This is a genomic window from Prevotella amnii DSM 23384 = JCM 14753 (genome assembly GCF_000378745.1).
Lineage (GTDB): Bacteria > Bacteroidota > Bacteroidia > Bacteroidales > Bacteroidaceae > Prevotella > Prevotella amnii.
The window spans coordinates 38,559-55,106 of record NZ_KB905277.1; the positions used below are offsets into that span (position 1 = coordinate 38,559).

Below are 16,548 nucleotides of genomic sequence, written 5' to 3' on the forward strand. Positions count from 1 at the left end.
AAAATTACACAAAAAAATATATCTAACAAAAGTGGGAGGATTTTTTAACTTTTTACCATAGACATTTTATTAGGGAAGCGTAGGTTCAACTGGCAAGTACAAATAAGTAGAAATGTTTGAACAACACCGTTTTAGGAAGTTGAAAAATCAAGTTTCTCTCTCGGTATAGCGTTTATTTTGGCCAATATCTTCTTTAGTTTAGCATTTGTGTATTTCCCATTCGTGTTCTATTTAGCTCCTTATTATGAGTATGTAGCAAGTTACTTATCAAATTCAGCCTCTTTGAGGGTCAAATATGGTTTTGCAAATGGTGACTGACAAGACATAAACAAGGTCAGCAGGAATTTTTTACATAAATGGACATGAATGTATATAACCTAAAATAAGAATAAATTTTAATAAGGGCTGCCCAAAAAGAAAAAAATGCAGTTGCCATCCTATAGATACTTGCAGAAAGGATAAAATTTACTTTTAGACCTTTTGGGATAGCCCTTATTAATACTTCAGATAAAATTCCTTAGGTTATATTTTCAATCCTTTGGACCGGGTTTCCTCCTTGGCATACAGTCCCGGACGCCCGATTATGACATGGTTGGCAACGATACTATCCGCCGGACTGCGTATCTGCGGCGGTGCATTTTCGGGATATTGCGCCTGCCTGTTCCTCACATCTTCCGCTTCCGGCTTGAGCTGTTGCCCTTCATTCTCCTTTTCTGCGACTTCGGGCGTGGGTGGCGCAAGCTCCAGCTGAATTTTTCGGTCAAGGGCGGCAAGTTCGGACTTCAACTGCTTCAGCTCGTCCTCCTTCTTCCACACCTTACCCGCTATCTCCTGTAACTGCGGTATCTCCATCTCCAGCACCTCGTTCTTCGCCTTGTACTGGTCGATGATGGAGGGTATCCTCTCCATCGCGTTGAGGAAGTTGCGGGCGGCGGCCAACGGGTCAGCCATCGCCAGATGCCCGTTGTTGTAGGTGTACTTGTAGTTCCCCTCGACCACGAAGCGGTTGTCGGTGAACTCCAATCCCTCTTTGAGTATCCTTTCGCTCACCACCTTTATCGGAAAACCGTAAAGTTCACCGACCTGCGTGTACAACCCTCCGGTCGTGGCATTCTTGGCTATCTCCTGCAAACGCTTTCCGATGACCTTCTCATCGGCGGAATCCACTCCGTCCACCTTTATTATATTAAGGCGGTTGCCCTCCTTGTCGGTCTGCACCACCGACAGGAAGCGGTTCCAGTCCTCCGTCATGGCATCTATGAAAGCCGTGTTGTTGCGCAACTCGCCGGTCTTTGACTCCAGCTTGAACTCCGAATCACGCTTGCCCTTGTTGAACGACTTGCGTTCCCCTTCGAGCGATGCGATCCGCTTTTCCAGTTTCGCCTTGTCCAACAGGTCGGTATTGCCGGAGAGCAACGCCATGTATTCCGAGAAATTCATGCCCGATTTTTCGTCCATTGCCCCCTCGTCGATGGTACGCGCACCCATCGCACCGCTTTTGAGCTGGCTTATGAAAGTCTGCTTGCAGTGCAGGAGGTTGAACTTGTAGCTGTCCAGTGACTTCTCCACCGCGTAGATGATTACATCCACGTTGTTCCCGGCGAAATGTTTGGCAATCTCATTACCTGCCCTAACTCCGCGTCCGTCACGCTGTTGCAAGTCGGACGGTCGCCACGGCGTATCGAGATGATGGATAGCCACACACCGTTTCTGGGCGTTCACACCCGTTCCGAGCATAGAGGTAGAGCCGAACAGCACACGCACCGTCCCGGCGTTCATGGCGTCTATCACCGCCTTCCGCGCCTTGTCGGTCTTGCACTCCTGAATGAAGCGCACCTCGCTTGGCGGTATACCGTAGTCCTCCGTCAGTTTGCGCTTGATTTCCGAATAGACGTTCCACCCGTCGCCCGGCTGGTATGTCCCCAAATCAGAGAAAACGAACTGCGTGCCTTTCTGGGCGTCGTATTTTTGATAATACTCCGCGATCATCTTGGCACAGTGACTCGCTTTGTTGTCGGGATGATCTTCGTAATTCGGGTCTATCATGCGCATGTCGAGTGCCATTTTCCGGGCATAGTCCGTGGCGATGAGCATCTTCGCCTTTTCTTCCGTTTCCGAAAGCGGCAGCCTGCCCAACAAGGTGGCATCGCCCGTCTTGGCGAACTGCATCAGTTTCTGTATGAAGTCCTCCTGTTCCGGCGTGGGCGGTATATGGTGCAGTATCTCGTTCTTGGCAGGACGGTCAACGCCCACATCCTCCGCCGTGCGGTAGTCCGTGATTTCATTATAGAAGGCGGCAAGCTCCGGCACTTTGATGAAGTAGCGGAAACGCTCCTTCTGGACCACATTGTTCGTCACGTTAAATTCAAAATCCGTCGTCTTCTTGGCAAATATCGCCGCCCAAGCGTCGAAACACCTTATGTCCTGCCGTTCCAGCTCCTTCGGGCGCAGGTACTTGAACAGCAGGTACAATTCAGTCAGTGAGTTGCTGATAGTCGTGCCGGAGAGGAAGGTCGCACCCAAGTCTTTTCCTGTGCGCTCCTGTATGGTGCGTATGGCAAAGAGCATGTTAAGTGCCTTCTGGCTTCCCTCGCTGTTTCCCAATCCCGCCACACGGTCGTGGCGCGTGTTGAAAGTCAGATTCTTGAACTGGTGGCTCTCATCTATGAAGATGTGGTCGATGCCCATCTGCTTGAAATCCACCACGTCGTCCGTGCGTGACTTTATGGCGTGTTCCACCTTCTCCAGCTTCGCTTCAAGGTTGTGCTTGCGCTTCTCCAATCCTTTCAGCATCGCCCGCGACACGTTCTTTCCCTGCTGCCGTAGCACTTCGAGGTTTTCCTCCACCGTGTCAAGCTCTGCTTGCAGGATGCGCTGCTGCAATTCCGGCGACTGCGGTATCTTGCCGAACTGGTCGTGCGACATGATGACGCAATCGTAGTCGTTGTTCTTTATATTATTGAAGAAGCGCACACGGTTGGCGGTCGAAAAGTCCTTCTCCGAAGCGTACAGAATACGTGCGTTGGGATATGCCGCCTGATAGGTGGCTGCAATCTCCGCAACGTTGGCTTTCAGCCCGATAATCATCGGCTTGTGTGCCAAATTCAGACGCTTCATCTCATGCGCGGCGATGCACATTATCAGCGTCTTACCGGTTCCCACCTCGTGGTCGCAAATTCCGCCGCCGTTCTGTTTCAACATCCAGACGCAATCCATCTGTGAGGGATAGACGCTCTTGATACCCCGGCTTGCCAGCCCTTTCAGGTTGAGGTCGGGAAAGGTCTGATGGGAGCCGTCGTAGCGCGGGCGCACGAAACAGTTGAACTTGCGGTTATACATCGTCACAAGCCGCTCCTTGAACTGCGGCGACTGCTCTTCGAGCCATTCGGAGAAGCCGTTTCGTATCTCGTCAATCTTGGCGTTGGCGAGTTGTATTCCCTCGCTGTCGCGCATCTTGATGTCGTTGCCATGCTCGTCCTTGCCGATGGACTTCATCATGTCAGGGCAGGTGTTGTGCAGGGCGTGTTTTAGGAGGTGCATACCGTCATAGTTCCGGTAATACCCCTTCACCAGAAACTCGTCCGTGATTTTCATGGTGCGGTAGCCGCACACCACCGAAAACTCGTCCATGCTTGCGGAATAGGCGATTTTCACCTCCGTGTCGAACAGCCGGCTCATGTAGGCGGCATAGACACCCGTCGGAATCCAGCGTTCCCCGAAATTGAAGTCCAGATCCTCGAAGGCGATGCGCTGCGGCTCGGCATCTTTCAGAGCCTCCAACGCCTGCTTCACCTCCGGCATACGCTCATTTTCGGGATTGTCACCCATCCATGCCTCTATGCGTTCCGCTTTCTCTATGACATTTCCGGCGATGAAACGGTCTTTGATTTCGTAACCGGTCACGAGCGGATTGTAGTAGATGCGCCCTTGCAGGGCAGTGAGCAAATCCTCCGCCGTGCTGTCGGTTATCTCCCGCATATAGTCGAGATTGACCGTACCATATTTGTTGAGCGACGCAGACAGGGCTTCTTCGGGAGAGCCTACGTTGGCATGGCTCTCCACCGCGAAGGAAACAGGATGCTCGAAGATGTCCGCCTTGACGAACTTTCCGTTTTCCATCCGTTCCAGCGAAAGGATGTCGCGCCCGCCCGCATCCATCATCACTAACTTCACGTTCTGCTTGGCGTTGAGGTTGCCGTAGCGCATGACAAACTCATCGTAACAGGTATTCAGATGCTCTCGCCACGGAACATTTGCCTCGCGCCGGAGCGATTCATAACGGTACAGACGCTCGTAGGCGTCACGCAGCGACACATACAACAACGCCTTTTCCTTCTGGTATCCTTTCAGGTCGAGCGGCTGGAATGTCGCCCCGTATGGCGTGATGTCTTTCAGGTAGCCGATGTTATGACGCCCCCGGTCAGCCACCAGCGACCCTTCGCGCAGGTGCATCTCCGGCGTGCGGTGGTAGGCACGCGGAGAAAGGTCCACGACTTCCTCCTTCGGCTTTTCCGCTTCGATGTCGGGGAAAAGGAAAGTCCCCACCGCTTCCGATGGGGTATCTGTAACGGCAGGTGCGGCGACTGCCTCCGGCTGTGTTTCCTCCTGTCGTGGCTGCTCACGGGAAGTTTCCGGCACGGCTTTCACTTCCGTCTTTTCCGCCACTTGTTTCTCGTTATGCTGCCTTGCCAGTTCCCGAAGTTCTTTCCTACGCTCCGGCGTCAAACCCATCATCATTTCATAGAAACCGTTGATGGGAGGATTGGTATCCCAGTCCAGTGTGGCATAGATGTCGTCCGGGTCGGCAGGCTTGGCGGTGTTCTCCGCTTTCACCTCCTTATTCTCCATTGCGGGTTTTGCAGTTGGAGCTGTCGGTGTAACCGTGACTTTCGGTTTGGGCGGAGTGGACTTTGCCGTAACTGCCTTTTTCACCGTCTTTTTCTTTTTGGAGGTTTTCGGTTGGCTGACCTCTTCCGTCATCCCCCAGAGGTCAAGCAGGGTGAGCTGCACGCCTGCGGAATATTGCGGGCGCGGTTCTATCTCCGGCTTTTCATCTGCGGGTTGCGGCTTTTCTGTCGGAGTTTCCACCGTCTGCGCCGAGGATACTGTTTCCAATTTTATGGCAGGACGCTCTACTTTATTTTGAACGGCAACTTTTTCTTCCGTTCCTGCCTGCCGGATTGAACCCGAATACAAGCGCATGGCAAGCCTGTAATGGAAATCCTCGTCGAGCATACGGCGCAAATCCCCGGCGATGCCTGCTGCCTTGCCCTCGTGCAGATAAACCATAGCGGGCTTCCCGTAGGGGTCTGTGTCAAGTTTCGCCATCGTATGCACGATGCGTTCCGGGTGGTGGATGAAATAGGCGTTGTCGGTCAGGGCGGTTTTCGTGTCCGTCTGTATCACGGTCATCAGCCGCTCGTCCTGCGACATTTCCTTCTTGCTGAGGTTCTTTTGCAGGACAATCAGGTCACTGCCCACCTCCGTGCCCGCGTTGTCCGTGAACAGGTTGTTGGGCAGGCGTATCGCGGATACCAGATTGGCCTGACTGAACAGCTCGTTACGCACGGAGGTCTTGGTGCTATTCAATACCCCTTGCGAGGTGATGAACGCCACGATACCGCCGTCACGCACGGCATCCAGTCCTTTGAGAAAGAAATAGTTGTGGATGGTTTTCTGGGCGGAGCGTCTGCCGAAAGAGTCGCTCCGCTGAAACTCCGCGTCGAACACGGCAATGTCACCGAACGGAATGTTGGACACCGCCAAGTCGAAATAATTGTTGAACGGTCTTTCGATTTTCTCAAAACCGCAGGTGCGCATTTTCTGGTCGGGATAGAGATGCCTCAAGATTGTACCCGTGAGCAGATCCTTCTCGAAAGCCATCACATCCGCATTGGGGCTGTGCCGCAGCATGGAATCCACGAACACGCCGACACCTGCCGACGGTTCGAGCATACGGGCGGGGCGGACGCTGTAATCTGCCAGCACGTCCGCGATGGTGTCGGTTATCTCTTTGGGGGTGTAGAAAGCGGTCAGCACGGACGCTTTCAGCGAATCCACAAACCGCTTGTACTCTGTTTCGTCCTTGCTGTTCTCACGGATAAGCCTGTGCAGCTCCACCGTCGGGGCGAACAGTTCGAGGTCGGATTTCGCCCACCGGACGGCATCCGTCAGTTCCTTTGCAGGGTTGAGGATACATTTCAGACCGCCGAAACCGCAGTACCTTTGAAGTATGGCACGCTCTTCGGTTGTCGCTGTCCTATTTTCCCTGTCAAGGATGAATGCCGTCCGTATCGCCTCGATGTTGTCCCGCAGTTTCTGTTTGCGGTTAAACGCCATATTCGTCTAAGTAAAGGACGGTTGCTCCCGTCAGCTCCGTGTAGAGCAGGTCGTAATCGGAAGACAGGGCGAAATTGTCATCCGAGAGGTCATAGACGGAGAACACGTTGCCGACAAGCGGCAGCAGTTTCAGGACAAAGGCTTCACGCTTCTCTTCCGGCACTTCATCGGCAAACTCGTTTTCCACGACTTCGCGGAGGATGGCGTAACGGGAATAATGCAGCCCGCGCAGCAGCGTGTCCATCGCCAGTTCCTGCGCACCATCGGCGGGATAGCCTTCAAGCCGTGCCCTCTCATACGTTTCGGCGGCACGGTCGGCCCGTTCCCGTATGAAAGCGGTGTCGTCAGCCTGTTCAAACTTGTTCGTGCGGAGATAGTCCAGCAGGTACAGACCGTAATAGGAAAAGTCGGTCTGACCCTCGTTTTTCTTCTTGTTGTTCATTACTTTGGATTTAGCGGATTGATAATTAACGGGATAATCGGTTGGAAAAAGGAAGAAAAAGGCACTCGGTATCCCTCCGAGTGCCACCACTAAATCCAAAGTATGAGTGTAATCCGGTATCGAAGAACAATTCATTACTCTGAACAAGTGGCAAAGTTAATACTATTTCTTCCGTCCTGAAAATTTCTTGTCCTTTTTAGCCTCCGGGAACACAAAAGTCGTGTTATATTCCCCGTCAAAGGCGACAACAGCATCGAAACTCTTGCCCTGTTTGCTCTTGAACCCTTTGAGCAGCTTGGTATGCCCTTCGGTGAGCAGGTCTTTGATTTCATCGTCGGACAGGGTGCGTCCCGCTTTCAGCCGGAACACGGGCAGTCCGCACTCCGTGTTGTCGCAGCGTACCACCTTGCCGTAGAACCGCATCCTGCCCGTGCCACACTTGGGACACGCGCAGCCGGAGTCACGGCTGCCGAAGAGCTTGTCGCACGAGATCAGTTCGGAGGTTATCTCACGTGTGTACGCCTCTATCTCCTTGCGGAAGGTGTCGTCGGACAGTTCCCCGCGCTCGATACGCGCCAGCTCCTTTTCCCATTCGCCCGTCATGGCAACATCGGCGATGCGCATCGTCTTGACGACGGAATTGAGGGCAAGTCCTTTTTCGGTGGGAACAAGCGACTTCTTGCAGCGTTCCATGTAACCGCGCTTGAAAAGCGTTTCGATGATGGAGGCGCGTGTGGCGGGAGTACCGATGCCACAGTCCTTCATCGCCTGCCGCAGTGCGTCGTCCTCAATTTCCTTGCCCGCCGTTTCCATTGCCGAGAGCAGGGTGGCTTCGGTATGCAGCGGCTTGGGTTTGGTCTTTCCTTCGGTAATGGACGAGCCTTTCGGTGTCAGCGTGTCGCCTTCCTGCCAGCCGGGGATGGTAATTTCCTCTTTTTCCTCGCCATAGACGGCACGCCATCCGGTTTGCTTCACGACGCTGCCTTTTACGGTAAACTCCACTCCGGCACATTCCGCCGTGACAGTGGTCACATCCTTGACGCATTTCTCAGAGAATGCCTCGACCATGCGCCCGGCAATCATCTGATAGATGGTATTGTCCTCTTTGGAGAGGAAGAGCGGTTTCTCACCCGTGACGAGCAGGGCATGGTGGTCTGTCACCTTGCCGTCGTCCACGCTGCGGCGTGTCGGGGCGGCTTTTGCCCGCACCTTGTCTTTCCATTCGGGCTGTGTGCCGATGAAAGCGAGCAGTTTGGGAATTTCGGCAAACACGTCTTCGGGGATGTAGCGGCTTCCCGTTCTCGGATAGGTTATCAACTTCTTTTCGTAGAGTTTCTGCGCGATTTCAAGCGTCTGTTCCGCCGTGAAGCCGTGCTTGGCGTTGGCTTCTTTCTGGAGCGTGGTCAGGTCGTAGAGCAAGGGAGTTTCCTCCGTCTTCTCCTTGCGCTCGGCTTTCGTGACAGTGGCGCAACCTGCCGCCTTTACCTTATTATATAGTTCCATCGCCGGTTCTTTCTCTTTCCATTTCTCGGAGGATGAGAATTTCACGACTTCGCCGTCGCAACCGTCCGTTGCGATATGGAGCTGCCAGAATGCTTCGGACGTAAAGCGGCGGTTCTCCCAGTAGCGTTCACATACCATAGCCAACGTTGGTGTCTGCACCCGCCCCACGGAATACGTGCCGTGTCCGGCGGCGATGGATAACGCCTGTGTGCCGTTGATGCCCACGAGCCAGTCGGATTCGCTCCGCGCTTTGGCGGCGAGGTAGAGGTTGTCGTATTTGCTGCCGTCTTCGAGTTTCCGCAGTCCCTCGCGGATAGCTTTGTCGGTGAGAGAGCTGATCCACAGGCGCACGAAAGGAGTGGTGCAACCCGTATAGTGGTAGAGGTAGCGGAAGATAAGCTCTCCCTCGCGTCCGGCATCGGTCGCCACGATGATATGTTCGCTTGTGTCGAACAGTCTTTTGATGACTTTTATCTGCGACACCACGCCGCTGTCGGGCTTGTAACCTTTCTCCGTCCTGACCTGACGGGGGACGAGCGTGAATGTGTCGGGAATAATCGGGAGGTTGTCACGGACAAATCCGCGCACGCCGTAGCCGTCGGGCATGGCAAGCTGAACGAGGTGTCCGAATGCCCATGTCACGGCATAACCGCCTCCCTCGAAATATCCTTCCTCTCTCTTTGTCGCGCCCACGATGCGGGCGATTTCACGTGCCACGGAGGGCTTTTCTGCAATGATTGTCTTCATGTCTTCTTCTTTTTTGTTGATACTTTGGATTTTATTTTGGATTCAGTGGCGGACACGGGATTACATTTTCATGCCCTTGCCCGTTTTCTTCTGCGGCTTCTCCTGCTGCTGTTGCTGGCGGGCGTCCTTCGGGTTGGTCTGACCTTTCTGCAACGGCTCTCTCAGATTCTTTGTAGCCTCGTTGGTCTTGCCATCGTTGTTCACCGCCACCTGCGTGCGGCTCTCGTTGGACGGAGCAACCTGCTGTGCATTGTCAGGGTTCGTGTCGTAGCGGTACGGGCGTCCCTTCTCCGGGTTGAACTTGATATACATCGTGGCATGGAAGCCCTGCTTGTCGGTCACGTTCTCCAGCTTCACGGCTTTACCCGCCACATAGTCGGCTTTCTGCTGGTCGGTGAAGCTCACGCCGCTCCATTTGCTGATGGGGCGGATGCTGCCGTCCTCGTTCGTCCACGTGTTGCGGCGTTGCTCCTTCTTGGTCTGTGCGGCATTTTCCCCGCCCTGCGCCTGACTTTTCGATGTGTCGCCTTTGGTTTCCTGTGTCTGTGCGGTACGGGGCGACTTGCCGGTTCCCGGCACGAACTCCACGCCGCGCTGCTCCACGTTCACTTGCAGGGTGGTGACGAACTTTCTGCCGTCGTTGCGCTCGATGAGCTTGTCGCGTACGGGCAGTCCGGCGCGGAGCATGTCCCGCTCCTGCGTGGTGATTTCCGTCTTGCCGATGCGCTCCGGGATGCGCACCCTGCTTGCCGGAATGTCCGTGATTTCATTCGTCTTGCGGTCGATGCTGATGTAGGAGGGGATGATCTCGCCCGTTTCCCTGTCCACAATGTCCACGACCCTACCGAGATTGCCCGTTTCGCGGAGGTTCTTCCGGTCATTGTCGGAGAATTTGTGTTCCTTGTACTCATCCAGCTTCTGCTCCTTGCGGATGAAGTGCGGCACGAGGCTGATGTTTCCCTCACCGTCCTTCTTGAAGGAGAGGCGGGCGTCCAGCTCGAATGATTCGCCGCCGAAGGTCGGTTTGACCTTTACCAAGTCGGACTTGCCATAGTTGAGCATCTTCGTAAGGTCGCCGGACTTTTCAAGGTTGTCCCGCTTTACGCCCCATCTGTCCTCCAGCTCCTGCCAGTTGATTTTACTCTCGTCGATGGGCTGGTAGCCACGTTTGCCCTGCATCTGTTCGGATTTGTCCTGTTGCTGTTCTTTCCGTTGTTCCATGTTCTCCTGTTTTTGAGGTTCTTGTTTCTCTGTCTGTTGTGCTGCCATCTCTTCCTGCACCTTCTTCTCATAGTCGGAGGTGTCCACCTTGTGAGGGGCGAGCAGCTCCTTGTTCGCTTCGGGGTCTTTCAGCAGTTGCTTCATCACCTCTAAGAGATTTTCAGCTTGGTCTGCCGCAATGCGGTAGAAACCGAAGCGGCTGGGTTCCTTGCACTGCCGGAAGAAGTTCTTGAAGAAGTTGTCCAGCACGTCGCCATGTCGGTCGAATTGCAGGAAACTCTGCGCGTTCTCCGCTTTTGCGGGGGTGCGCTTGGGTGTGCCGTCCGCGTTCAGCCCGGCTACCACGCTGATCTCGCCTGTCTTCTCGTCACGGACTACCAGCACGTCCTTTTCGTCTTTTTTCTTTGCCATCTGAAAAATGTTTTAATGGGTTATTTATGAAAGAAATTATGGATACGAGCCTTGTAGAAGGCTATATCTTCCTTTTTGAAGTCCTTGATATGGTTGGAAAGGAATGTCAGCACGTCCTCCTCGCTGTAATAGGTCTTCTTGCCCAGCGTCTTGTAGGGCAATGCGCCTACGCTGCGGTAGCGTTGGAGGGTGCGTTTGCTTATCTGGAGCAACATGCACAAATCCTGATTGTCGAAAAGGCGGATGCTTTCCGTGATAGTGGGCTGTTTCCCCTCAGCCTTCATCGCCAGCAGCAGTTCGTCCTGACGGTCGAGCCGTTCCATCAGCTTCTGCATCCAGCCCTCGAAGTTGTTTCGTGTGAGCAGTTCCATGACCTATGTCCTCCTTCCTTTTGGTTTGCCGCCCGTGCGCAGCGTGTGGTTGTGGAACAGGGTGTCTATTGTCCCTTCCTCGTTCCTTACTGTGTTGTCCTCCAATAGCCGCAGTATCTCGGAAAGGCGGTAGCGGCAGCTTCCGCGTACCACCACATACTCGATACGGTGGTCGGTGCGCATACGCTGCATGGTGCGCTTGCTCACGTTGAGCATCTTCGCCGCCTGTGCCGTGTCAAGCAGCTTGTCTTCGGTTTCCCGCTTCCGTTTCTTCTCGTCCCTTGCCTCGCGGATGTACCCTGCGATGTTCGCAATCTGCGCCATCATCTCCTTGTAGGCGGAACTTTCCATTGTTATCACTTTCATGTTCAGTCCTTTCTTTTTGTTTCTGCGACAAAATTCGGCAATAAACAAAAGGGGCTTTAACAACTCACTACGTGACTCACGTAAGATTTTTGCGGAAGATGGCTCCGTAACCCGGTCAAACGGCGCAACAGGCAGCCTTTCAGCGGAAAACGATACGTCTTGTATGCCGTTTCGTTACCTTTGCGGCAAACTCTAAATGACATGAATATGGAAATAGTATCTATCGAGAAAAAGACTTTCGAGATGATGGTGGCGGCATTCGGCGCACTCTCGGAGAAGGTCGCCGCCCTGAGGCGCAAAAGCGACACGGGGCGCATGGAAAGATGGCTCACGGGCGAGGAGGTCTGCGGGCAGTTGAGAATAAGCCCGCGCACGTTGCAGACGCTGCGTGACAGGCGGCTTATCGGCTACTCGCAGATAAACCGCAGGTTCTATTACAAGCCAGAGGAGGTGAAGCGGCTGATACCGCTTGTCGGCACGCTCTATCCGCACGGCAGATGATTTGATTTATTCACCCACTGAATCCGAAGTTATGATGAACGAGAACAACGATGTTTTTACGATGGAAGACGAGCCGATAGCCTCTGTGGTGCAGGATATGCGCAAAGGCTCGAAATGGCTGTCCGCATTTCTGGAAAGCTACCGTCCTCCGCTGGACGGGGAACGTTACCTGACGGACGGCGAGGTGTCGGAACTGCTCCGTGTGAGCCGGCGCACCTTGCAGGAATACCGCAACAACCGCGTGTTGCCCTTCATACTTTTGGGAGGGAAGGTGCTTTACCCGGAAACGGGGCTGCGCGGGGTACTGGAAGCGAACTACCGCAAGCCGCTGGAGTGAGGCGGTTTCATGAAAAAGTAAACGGGTGACACCTTTTGTGGTGCTACCCGTTTACTTGTCTTATGGGGTATGTGCAATCAGCAATACCCGGCTTTTCCGTTCTGTATGAACATCACGTATGTCTGCCGTTTCTCTTGTGAGAGTGCCTTTCCCACCAGCCATGTGCGGAACAGGTGGGTGTTGTAGGTATTCACCCTGAAAGCGACCGGGATGATGATTTCAAGGGCGTACACGTCCGCGTGCAGCCCGTTTTCAAGCTGCATGTAGCGGCACACCTCGTAGTCGTTCAGCACGTCCGACTTGCGGACGGCTCTGATGGCGGCGTTCACTGCCGGGACGGTCGTATGGAACAATCCGGCTATTTCGGTGGCGGTCATCCACACGTCGTTACCGGTTACGCTGACTGCCTTGTCCTCGATGATGATTGTGTCACGTTTCATGGCTTTTCTTTTTAGATGGTGCAACCTGCAAATTCCTCGACGCCGTTCAATCTTGCGGCAAGGTTCTCCATGTCCTGATTGAGCTTCTCTTTGGTTATCTTTGCGTAAATCTGCGTCGTCTTTATGCTCTTGTGTCCGAGCATGGAGCTGACCGTTTCGATGGGAACACCGTTGGAGAGGAATATCGTCGTGGCTGCCGTGTGGCGGCTCTGATGCCACGTGATATGCTTGGTGATGCCGCAACGCTTGGCGACGGCACGGATACCGGCAAGGCACGTGTTATAATGCGGAACGGGAAATATCCTGCCGTCCCCGCACAGTCCCCGGTATTTGCCGATTATGCGGTTGGCGATGTCGAGCAGGCGGATGTTGGACACCACGCCCGTTTTCTGGCGGTTGATGTTTATCCACTCGTGTTCGTCGAAGTAGGTGCGGATATTCTCTTCCGTAAGGTTGCGCATATCCGCGAACGACAGCCCCGTGAAGGCGCAGAACAGGTAGAGGTCGCGGTACAATTCCTGTTTGGCGTTTTTCAGTTTCCCCTCCATCAGCAGGCGGATCTCATCTTTGGTCAGGAAACTGCGTGTTGTTTCCTCCTTCTTGATTTCATACTCGCGGAACGGGTCGCGCGTCAGCCACTCGTTGTTGATGGCGATGAATACCATCGTCCGTAACGGGCAGACGTACAGCCACACGGTATTGGTGCAGCAGTGCTTGTCCGTGCGCAGGAACATCTCGAAGTCGGAGATGAAAGCCGGGGTAAGCTCTTTTAGGGCGATGTCCTTCACATGGTAGCGGATGTCGAGGAACTCTTGCATGTGCTTGTAAACGGTGCGGTACTTCAGCAGCGTGCCTTTGGCTTTCATGCCTGCCTCCACCTGCTTCTCGTAGTCCTCGTTGTGCTGGCGGAACACCTGCATCAGCGTGTGGTAGCGGTGTTCCAGTCCGAGAAAGGCGTTCTTCACCTTCTCCGCCGTGACGAAGTTGTCACGCTCCATGATTTCCTGATAATGCCTGTTGATGCGTACCCGCATCTTGTCAAGCATACGGTTCGTTTCGAGTGCCGCCGTGCTTCTGCCCGTGACACGTCCACCTTTGGTGTCCCACAGTTTCGGATCGACAGTCAGTTTGCAGCTGAACTGTGTCTGGCTGCCGTCCACCGTGATGCGTCCCATGACGGGAACTGTCCCGTCCTTTTTCACTACCTGACGCTTGAGGTAGTAGATTACTGAAAATGTACTCTTCATTGTCCTTAATTTTTGGGTTTCAAAATTAGTTGGTGAAGAGTCCGGTGTTGGTACGCAAAACGGGGAGGAACGGCGCAATCTTTTTCCGTAACCTGATTTTTCGCATGAGTTATGGATAACTCACTATTCCTTAGAGCCTTGTTTCGCTATTCGTACCCGTTTGTCGCATTTTCGGGCATGGTTACGAACAAGTAACGTAGCGGCGTCAGGATTTGGCTTCGGCAGGGATTGTAATGGCTTCACGGATTATCGCCACTTCAACCAAAACCCTTGTAACTCAATTCTATCACTATATCTTTCCGCATTTCACTTTTTTGTAGTAACTTTGCAAACATATATTAATCGAACATATGCTTATGGCAAACATAGACTATGCGAGAGCCTCGGATTGAGCTATGCAAAGAGGTGCTGGCAAAGAGAAACAGAGCTATGGGTACAGTTCTATAAGACAAGTATTTCCGAATAGCTGATAAGATTATTGATATTGTGTAAAGTCCGCCTAAACTTAAATTTGAAAATAAATAACTAATGAACAAAAAATCTTTCTTTATCGGCATGTTGTCAGGTATAGTCCTGACAATAGTAGCACTATTTGTTATTGGCTTTGTAAGACAAAAGAACAACGAAGACGATGCTATACAGCGTCTTGAAAAGCCTGTAAGCTATGAAAACAAAAAGGAGACATCATTCAAGGTGTTTCAGGTGATTGGAGAAGATGCTGCTTTAGCAAAAGAAATCTCTGACAAGGAATTAGATATGTATCTTGGCAATACGGTTGTGCTAATTGGTAAGGATTTTTATAGTGACCAAGTGATTACCATGAAAAATCCTCAAAGGACAGGAACGTATAACTATATGAACAATAGCGGTATGCCTATGACAGTGCCTATCATTGAAGGAGATAAGGTGAATTAAAGCCTATAGATTTAGAAGTATTACCCCACTGATATTATTCTATTATGAATATCAGTGGGGCTTCTTTTTCATTCCTCGGGTAATTCGTCCAATATACCATCAATATCTCCGAATTGAATATCATTATATCCAACTTCGTAATACTCATTATCTTCGTCGGGCATAATGAGGATACCGCTTGAAAGGGTGATAGGATACTTTACTGCCATTACTTTTGCATCTACATGACCATCACAAGTAGAGAGGTCAGCAATAACATAAGGGAAGTCAGTATACCAATGAAACTCCTTGTCGGTTCTGTTGCGCAATGCTTCGTTTAAAGCTCTTACTTCTTCTTCCTGGATAGTAGCATATTGGTGATAGAAATTTTGGTGTTGCATATCATAGTTTTGTTTGTGGAGGGACGATTACTCCCTCCGTTATCTATTACTCTTCATAACCCATGCCTTAAAACTGCTTTAAGCAAATCATACCTCCATTAAGGAGCAAATTTTTGTGTAAATTTGCTTGTCTATCCCTGTCAGCAGTAGCTGCATAATCATTATTGACATACACTTGTTGATAAATAACAGTTGCGTCTGGTGCTACGACTGTCAAAACTTGAATTATTGTTGGTATATTCATATCAATGTTGATTGTGGAGGGATGGTTAGCCCCTCCCTTACCTCCTTTATGCGACATACTTGAACTCATGAACATAGATGTAGTTTTCGTTATCATCTTGTTCCTCGGTCCATTCATCTATTTCTTTCATTGTCACCGATTCTTTCTTCAACAGTTGAGCCACATAAACTAAAACTTGTTTTTCGGTGTCAAAATACTCACTAAAGTAATCTCCGTCGATGCAAATATCGACATAGTAGCTCTCCGTGAAATATTTACCATCACAATCATTAGTTGCATAGACTTCACAACCACATTCTTCAACAATGTAGTAGATAGTTAGCTCGGGCATGAGCTTTGCCAATAGATGACGGAAATCCGTTGTTCCCCATGCTTCTTCTGCCTCTAAGTGAAGAACACCGCCTATGATTTCATACGTTTGAATAAAACCACGCAAATAGTTGTTCTTCATCTGTTCGTCCGTTGCTCCTAACATTTTAACGATATTGCCTTCCCATTCCTTTGAAGCGTTTTCTTCAACAGGCTTTGTATTGCCTTTGACAAAACCATCAATAACATTAAATACTCTCTCTAAATCGCTTTTGCTACCCTCGATAGCATAGCTTGTACTTGCCCAATTTGCCATATTCTATATCTTTTAGTTATTTATTTTCCATACTTCGTTACATGCTCACAAATCTCTATTGCTAAGTCATGAAAATTTGGTCGTGTCAATATACGTTTTAATGCTCTATTGTTACATGTTTTTACGCACGTGAAATTCTCTAAGCAAAATGTATATCTCTTGTCATATACTATTTTCATTTTTACTCCATTTACGGTTATCAACCCCTCTGTAATCTCCACCTCAAAAAATCCTTTTGTCTTTGATGGATAAATACTATCTACTACCTTAATCATAATCCTTGTTGTTTAAAGTGATACATTTCCCTTTCGTTCAACTGCTATTGCAGCATCACTGTCGGGCTTTCAAATTTTACGTGCAAATGAGGTAGTAAGGTCATTAGGAAGATAAGCAAAGTAATTTAAGGATATTCTCATGGAAAACCCAAATCTTTGATTTGCGGAAGGCTGCCGTGAGAAT

General features: G+C 51.4%; 15 protein-coding genes. 3 read left to right on the top strand and 12 right to left on the bottom strand.

Annotated elements, in window-relative coordinates; all coding sequences use genetic code 11:
- Positions 1–522: 522 nt before the first annotated feature.
- From F596_RS0105935 to F596_RS11505, 6 genes are all read right to left on the bottom strand, one after another.
- Positions 523–6,339 (bottom strand): N-6 DNA methylase, encoded by a 5,817-nt coding sequence (locus tag F596_RS0105935; RefSeq protein WP_004291462.1) that lies wholly within the window; start codon positions 6,337–6,339, stop codon positions 523–525.
- Positions 6,329–6,781 carry a DUF1896 domain-containing protein gene (locus F596_RS0105940; protein ID WP_004304266.1) on the bottom strand — a complete coding sequence of 151 codons (453 nt, stop codon included), beginning with the start codon at positions 6,779–6,781 and terminating at the stop codon, positions 6,329–6,331. Before F596_RS0105940 ends, F596_RS0105935 begins: the two co-directional genes overlap by 11 nt.
- A gap of 162 nt (positions 6,782–6,943) precedes the next feature.
- Complete coding sequence (locus tag F596_RS0105945; protein ID WP_004291456.1) at positions 6,944–9,031, bottom strand: type IA DNA topoisomerase; 2,088 nt, start codon at positions 9,029–9,031, stop codon at positions 6,944–6,946.
- Positions 9,032–9,091: 60 nt separating this feature from the next.
- Positions 9,092–10,663 carry a DUF3945 domain-containing protein gene (locus F596_RS0105950; protein ID WP_004291455.1) on the bottom strand — a complete coding sequence of 524 codons (1,572 nt, stop codon included), beginning with the start codon at positions 10,661–10,663 and terminating at the stop codon, positions 9,092–9,094.
- 20 nt (positions 10,664–10,683) lie between these two features.
- On the bottom strand, positions 10,684–11,034 hold the full coding sequence (locus F596_RS11500) for a helix-turn-helix domain-containing protein (protein ID WP_004291454.1): 351 nt from the start codon (positions 11,032–11,034) through the stop codon (positions 10,684–10,686).
- A gap of 3 nt (positions 11,035–11,037) precedes the next feature.
- Positions 11,038–11,463, bottom strand: a complete 426-nt coding sequence (locus F596_RS11505) for a helix-turn-helix domain-containing protein (RefSeq protein WP_004291432.1) — start codon at positions 11,461–11,463, stop codon at positions 11,038–11,040.
- A gap of 138 nt (positions 11,464–11,601) precedes the next feature.
- Here F596_RS11505 and F596_RS0105965 point away from each other — a divergent pair, with 138 nt between their 5' ends.
- Both F596_RS0105965 and F596_RS0105970 read left to right on the top strand, forming a co-directional pair.
- On the top strand, positions 11,602–11,901 hold the full coding sequence (locus F596_RS0105965; protein WP_004291426.1) for a helix-turn-helix domain-containing protein: 300 nt from the start codon (positions 11,602–11,604) through the stop codon (positions 11,899–11,901).
- 31 nt (positions 11,902–11,932) lie between these two features.
- Positions 11,933–12,238: a helix-turn-helix domain-containing protein gene (locus tag F596_RS0105970; protein ID WP_004291424.1), complete on the top strand. Its 306-nt coding sequence runs from the start codon at positions 11,933–11,935 to the stop codon at positions 12,236–12,238.
- A gap of 77 nt (positions 12,239–12,315) precedes the next feature.
- Here the strand turns inward: F596_RS0105970 and F596_RS0105975 are convergent, their stop codons facing one another.
- Positions 12,316–12,678: a hypothetical protein gene (locus F596_RS0105975; RefSeq protein ID WP_004291423.1), complete on the bottom strand. Its 363-nt coding sequence runs from the start codon at positions 12,676–12,678 to the stop codon at positions 12,316–12,318.
- Between the two features lie 11 nt (positions 12,679–12,689).
- The gene (locus F596_RS11515; protein WP_004291422.1) at positions 12,690–13,925 is read right to left on the bottom strand and encodes a site-specific integrase; all 1,236 of its coding nucleotides are present in this window, start codon (positions 13,923–13,925) and stop codon (positions 12,690–12,692) included.
- 528 nt (positions 13,926–14,453) lie between these two features.
- Between F596_RS11515 and F596_RS0105990 the strand changes: the two genes are divergently transcribed.
- Entirely contained in the window at positions 14,454–14,840 is a 387-nt protein-coding gene (locus tag F596_RS0105990; RefSeq protein ID WP_019036230.1) for a hypothetical protein, read from the top strand.
- A 68-nt stretch (positions 14,841–14,908) separates the two neighbouring features.
- Here F596_RS0105990 and F596_RS0105995 read toward each other — a convergent pair whose 3' ends face one another.
- The 4 genes from F596_RS0105995 to F596_RS0106010 form a co-directional block, all read right to left on the bottom strand.
- Positions 14,909–15,220 carry a hypothetical protein gene (locus F596_RS0105995; RefSeq protein ID WP_019036231.1) on the bottom strand — a complete coding sequence of 104 codons (312 nt, stop codon included), beginning with the start codon at positions 15,218–15,220 and terminating at the stop codon, positions 14,909–14,911.
- Between the two features lie 67 nt (positions 15,221–15,287).
- Complete coding sequence (locus F596_RS0106000; RefSeq protein WP_019036232.1) at positions 15,288–15,521, bottom strand: hypothetical protein; 234 nt, start codon at positions 15,519–15,521, stop codon at positions 15,288–15,290.
- A complete protein-coding gene (locus tag F596_RS0106005; RefSeq protein WP_019036233.1) occupies positions 15,511–16,089 on the bottom strand; it encodes a hypothetical protein in 579 nt (192 codons plus the stop codon). The genes F596_RS0106000 and F596_RS0106005 overlap by 11 nt, the downstream gene beginning before the upstream one ends.
- A 20-nt stretch (positions 16,090–16,109) precedes the next feature.
- Positions 16,110–16,364 (bottom strand): hypothetical protein, encoded by a 255-nt coding sequence (locus F596_RS0106010; protein ID WP_019036234.1) that lies wholly within the window; start codon positions 16,362–16,364, stop codon positions 16,110–16,112.
- Positions 16,365–16,548: the final 184 nt, after the last annotated feature.